The sequence below is a fragment of the Blastomonas sp. genome (assembly GCF_041747255.1).
Taxonomy (GTDB): domain Bacteria; phylum Pseudomonadota; class Alphaproteobacteria; order Sphingomonadales; family Sphingomonadaceae; genus Blastomonas.
In genome coordinates, this window is the sequence record NZ_JBGTFM010000010.1 from 1 (window position 1) to 4,394 (window position 4,394).

General features: G+C 59.5%; 6 protein-coding genes and 1 pseudogene. 5 read left to right on the plus strand and 2 right to left on the minus strand.

The window, feature by feature from the left end; translation table 11 throughout:
• The 4 genes from ACEW8G_RS00430 to ACEW8G_RS00445 form a co-directional block, all read left to right on the plus strand.
• Positions 1-845: SDR family oxidoreductase (locus ACEW8G_RS00430; RefSeq protein ID WP_373486483.1), on the plus strand; the 845-nt coding region annotated here is incomplete at its 5' end.
• Entirely contained in the window at positions 842-1,339 is a 498-nt protein-coding gene (locus ACEW8G_RS00435; RefSeq protein ID WP_373486484.1) for a gluconokinase, read from the plus strand. The genes ACEW8G_RS00430 and ACEW8G_RS00435, both read left to right, overlap by 4 nt.
• Positions 1,336-2,223, plus strand: coding sequence for an NAD(P)-dependent oxidoreductase (locus ACEW8G_RS00440; RefSeq protein ID WP_373486485.1), 888 nt, complete (start codon positions 1,336-1,338; stop codon positions 2,221-2,223). The genes ACEW8G_RS00435 and ACEW8G_RS00440 overlap by 4 nt, the downstream gene beginning before the upstream one ends.
• Entirely contained in the window at positions 2,220-2,558 is a 339-nt protein-coding gene (locus tag ACEW8G_RS00445; protein WP_373486486.1) for a hypothetical protein, read from the plus strand. Before ACEW8G_RS00440 ends, ACEW8G_RS00445 begins: the two co-directional genes overlap by 4 nt.
• A 183-nt stretch (positions 2,559-2,741) precedes the next feature.
• Here ACEW8G_RS00445 and ACEW8G_RS00450 read toward each other — a convergent pair.
• Positions 2,742-2,859 (minus strand): annotated as a pseudogene (locus ACEW8G_RS00450) (integrase core domain-containing protein); the annotation flags it as partial.
• A 79-nt stretch (positions 2,860-2,938) separates the two neighbouring features.
• Between ACEW8G_RS00450 and ACEW8G_RS00455 the strand changes: the two are divergent.
• Positions 2,939-3,901 carry an IS1595 family transposase gene (locus tag ACEW8G_RS00455; RefSeq protein WP_373486488.1) on the plus strand — a complete coding sequence of 321 codons (963 nt, stop codon included), beginning with the start codon at positions 2,939-2,941 and terminating at the stop codon, positions 3,899-3,901.
• Here ACEW8G_RS00455 and ACEW8G_RS00460 read toward each other — a convergent pair.
• Positions 3,858-4,325, minus strand: coding sequence for a hypothetical protein (locus ACEW8G_RS00460; protein ID WP_373486487.1), 468 nt, complete (start codon positions 4,323-4,325; stop codon positions 3,858-3,860). The two genes, ACEW8G_RS00455 and ACEW8G_RS00460, sit on opposite strands and share 44 nt — an antisense overlap.
• Positions 4,326-4,394: the final 69 nt, after the last annotated feature.

Consider the following 4,394-nt stretch of genomic DNA (forward strand, 5'->3'; position numbering starts at 1 on the left):
AATCCTTCCTTGACTTGATTGTTAACGATAACATAAAAGACGAGAAAGTGATTGTCGAGTGCAAAGCGGAGGTTGCCATGACCCTTAAACTTTTCGACCTGAGCGGAAAACGCGCTCTGATTACCGGATCATCGCAAGGCATCGGCGCAGCATTGGCCTTGGGTCTTGTAAACGCCGGGGCAGCGGTAATTCTGAACGGACGCGACAAGGCGAAACTGGCTGACGCGGCCCGCGCGTTGCGCGAAACGGGTGGAACCGTGCATGAACTGGCTTTCGATGTCACCTGCCACGACGCCGTGCGCGCAGCTGTTGACGGGTTCGAAGCGGCCACCGGCCCTATCGACATCCTGATCAACAATGCCGGGATGCAGCATCGCGGCCCGCTGGAAGAGTTTCCCGCAGACGCTTTCGAGCGTCTGTTGCAAACAAATGTCGCATCCGTGTTTCATGTCGGGCAGGCCGTCGCGCGGCACATGATCAAGCGCGGCGCAGGCAAGATCGTGAATATCTGTTCCGTTCAAACCGCCCTCGCCCGACCGGGCATCGCACCTTATACCGCCACCAAGGGTGCGGTGGCCAACCTGACCAAAGGCATGGCAACCGACTGGGCAAAATATGGTCTTCAATGCAACGGACTTGCACCTGGCTATTTTGAGACACCGCTTAATCAGGCGCTGGTGGACGATCCCGAATTTACCGCCTGGCTGTCCAAACGCACACCGGCAGGTCGCTGGGGCAAGGTAGAGGAACTGGTCGGCGCCGCGATTTTCCTGTCGTCGGCGGCCTCCAGTTTTGTCAACGGCACGACGATATTCGTCGACGGCGGCATTACGGCATCGCTATGACGCGCTATGTCATCATGGGTGTGTCCGGCTGCGGCAAAAGCACCGTTGGCACCTGTGTCGCCAGCGTCGCAGGTCTGGACTTCGTTGATGGCGATAGCCTGCATCCGCAGGCCAACATCGACAAGATGGCGCGTGGGCAGCCACTGGATGACGCAGACCGCGCGCCTTGGCTGGTCGCGGTGGGGGAACGGCTGACCAATGACACGATCATCGCCTGTTCGGCATTGAAACGCAGCTACCGCGACCTGCTCCGTGCCCATACAGGCGGGCCGGTGACGTTCCTTTATCTGCGGGGGCAGCGCGATACGCTGGTGGACCGGATGCACGACCGCAGCGGCCATTTCATGCCCGCCACCCTGCTGGACAGCCAGCTTGCCACGTTGGAAGAGCCTGCCGACGGCGAAAGCGTCATCGTCGCAGAGATCGAAAATAAGCCTGACGAGATCGTAGCTTTGCTTGTGGCAGGCATCCGGCAAAAGGAGACATTAGCGTGACAATCAAGATTGCATTGATCGGCTGTGGGGCAATGGGCGGTGCCATAGGCGCACGCCTGATCGCGACCGGCCAGACCCTGACCGTGTTCGACCTGAACGCCGACGCGGTGCAATCGCGGGTGGACAAGGGTGCCATCGCCGCCGATAGCGCCGCCGCAGCCGCAGCCGCATCGGATTACGTCATCACCTCGCTCAATGCGCCGCATATCGTCAAGGCCGCGGTCTTTGGCCATGGCGGGGTGGCAGCAGGTGCGAAACCCGGCACGCTGATCATCGATATGTCGTCCATCGACCCCGGTGCCACCCGCGAATTGGCCGAAATGGCAACAGCGCAAGGCCTGCGCTGGGTCGACAGCCCACTGTCCGGCGGCGCACCCAAGGCCGCAACCGGCGAGCTGACATTGATGTGCGGTGGCACTATCGCCGATGTCGATGACGCAAAAACTGTCCTTGCCCACGTCGCCAGCAACATTACGCGTATGGGCGACCACGGTGCAGGCCAGACGACGAAGCTGATCAATCAAGTGTTGTGCGGCCTGAACTTCATGGCCGTGGCCGAGGCGACGCAACTGGCGCTGGACGCCGGTGTCGATGCCGCGATGATCCCCATAGCCTTGAAAGGCGGACGCGCGGACAGTGCGATCCTTCAGGAATACATGCCGCGTTTCGCGACCAAGGACTATCGCCGCACCGGCCGTATCGACAACATGGTCAAGGATCTAAACGGCGCGCAGGATTTGGCACGCCGCACGAACACATCCATGCCGATGACAGCACTTTGTAACGAAATCCACCGCATGTTGACCGCCGCTGGTCTGGGCGGTGAAGACCAGGCTGCCCTCATGGAATATTTCCAAGGGCCAAATCAGGATGCTTTCAAATGATCACCCGCTACGCCCTGTTTGAGGGGTACATCAAGGACGGCAAGACCGATGCCTTTCGCGCCGCTGTCAACGCACGGCTGGTGCCGGTGTGGACCCAGTTCCCCGGCAGTTGCGAAGTCCGCGTGATGTTCGGTGCCGAACGCGACGAAGGTGCGCCCGAATTCCCGCTAATACTTGCCATCAGCTACCCCGACCGCGACGCCATGGCAGAGGCTATGAACTCTGACGCGCGCATAGTATCGCGCAACATCACCGGCGAAATTGTCGCCGAATTCTTCGACGGCCGCATTCATCACCACGTTACAGAAGCCAGCGAATATTCTGTGAAATCGTGATCATTTGAAGCTTATAAATAGGTGCTGCCGCAAAGTTTTTTTTGGGGGGGGTCGGGACGCTGGACCGTGTTACGAGCGGGATCCTGTTCTGAAAGAACATGTGATCAACTGTGACAATCAATTTGAAAGGGAATCATTTCTTCAAAGCGTGATCCTATACGCTGCATTTGCTACGAAAACACGTCATCCTGACCCTAAGGCGCTGTGAGGCCTGACCGTGTTATAGTGACCGCCAGCGTTCGATCAGGATCTGGGCCTCGCGTAACGTGGAGAAGACCTCGCCGTTGAGCAACTCGGTCTTAGGTAGCAAATGCACCAAGCCTTGCATTCTTGTGGATTTTAGAACATAACGTGAACATTGTTGATATTGAGGGGCGATGATGGCTCAGCATTTTCTTCTGTCGGCTGCGGCACGGACGCTTTCGTTGAAGGCGATCTTTTCGGAGGGTGAGGAGGTGGCCTATCGGCGGTTCTGTCGTCTGCGCTGGCCTGAGACGGAGGGCGCGCCGATCTGTCCGCTTTGCGGATGCATTGATGTTTATGACCTGACCACCCGGCGCCGGTTCAAATGCGCGGCCTGCCATCGGCAGTTCAGCGTGACGTCAGGCACCATTTTCGCGTCTCGCAAGCTCGCCTTTGTCGATCTGCTCGGTGCGATCTGCCTACTTGTGAACGCGTCCAAAGGTCTGTCCGCGGTTCAGCTCTCGCGTGACCTGAATGTACAGCACAAGACGGCGTTCGTGTTGATGCACAAGCTGCGGGAAGCGATGGAGGCGGAGACCCGCGACATCCATCTGGTCGGCACGATCGAGATCGATGGGGCCTCCTTCGGAGGCCATGTCCGTCCCGCCAATCTGCGCGAGGACCGCGTTGACCGTCGGCGGCTGGGCAATCGAAGCGGCAAGCGCCGTGTCGTGGTCGTCCTTCGTCAGCGCGCTGGCCGAACGGTAACCAGGACATTCCTGAGAGAGGCCCAAGGCGTCGACTTTGCGCGGGAACGGGTCGCCCCCGGCTCCCTGATTGCGGCGGACGAGACCGCACATTGGGACTTGCTGGAGCCCGACTTCGACATGCAAAGGATCAATCATTCAGAGGCTTACAGCCGTTACGGGGCAAATACCAATTTGGCGGAAAGCTACTTCTCGCGACTGAGGCGCATGATCGGCGGGCAACATCTGAGGGTCGAGGGGCGATATCTGGATGCCTACGCAACCCACGCCGCCTGGCTTGAGGATCATCGCGACGAAAGCAATGGCTGCCTTGCTGATCGGTTGATCGGCGGCGCGCTCGCCGTTCCGGTCAGTCGGACGTGGAAGGGCTACTGGCAACGACGCGCAGCGTGACCGCGTCCCCTGCCGCCCAGACGCACATGCCCTTCCGCTTCTCCACCATGCGAACCAGCTTGCGCCGTTTTGCGTGACGCAGCGCCTGGACAACCTTGAACACTACCGAGTTCCGTAGCGCCGCGTCCGAGCTGTCGAGGCCGCGCTCTGCCATGACCCGTTCAGCCAGTTCCCGCGTCGACATCTCGCCATCTACATCAAGGTGACGAACACAGATGTCGGCGATCTCGCCCTTCTTGAAGAACCCGTGGCTGACCATGTAACGGGTGCGCTGCCGTTCCGGCGCGACAAATAACTCCATCGTCGCGTTTACATGCGCCAGATCGTGCTTGGCCTGCGCGATTTGAGCCTCATAGGCTCTGATCCGGCCGAGGATCTCGGCGCGTTTGTCAGTCAGGGTCTGGACAATCAGAAGCTCAGGCATGCTGCCATTGGACCCGATACAACGCTCCCCATCCAGTCGGCAATTTGGTGCATTTGCTACCTAAGACCG

Excerpts from the sequence above, each read along its gene's own strand:
- ACEW8G_RS00460 (WP_373486487.1), bottom strand. The coding sequence starts at position 4,325 with ATGCCTGAGCTTCTGATTGTCCAGACCCTGACTGACAAACGCGCCGAG.
- ACEW8G_RS00455 (WP_373486488.1), top strand. The coding sequence starts at position 2,939 with ATGGCTCAGCATTTTCTTCTGTCGGCTGCGGCACGGACGCTTTCGTTG.
- ACEW8G_RS00445 (WP_373486486.1), top strand. The coding sequence starts at position 2,220 with ATGATCACCCGCTACGCCCTGTTTGAGGGGTACATCAAGGACGGCAAG.
- ACEW8G_RS00435 (WP_373486484.1), top strand. The coding sequence starts at position 842 with ATGACGCGCTATGTCATCATGGGTGTGTCCGGCTGCGGCAAAAGCACC.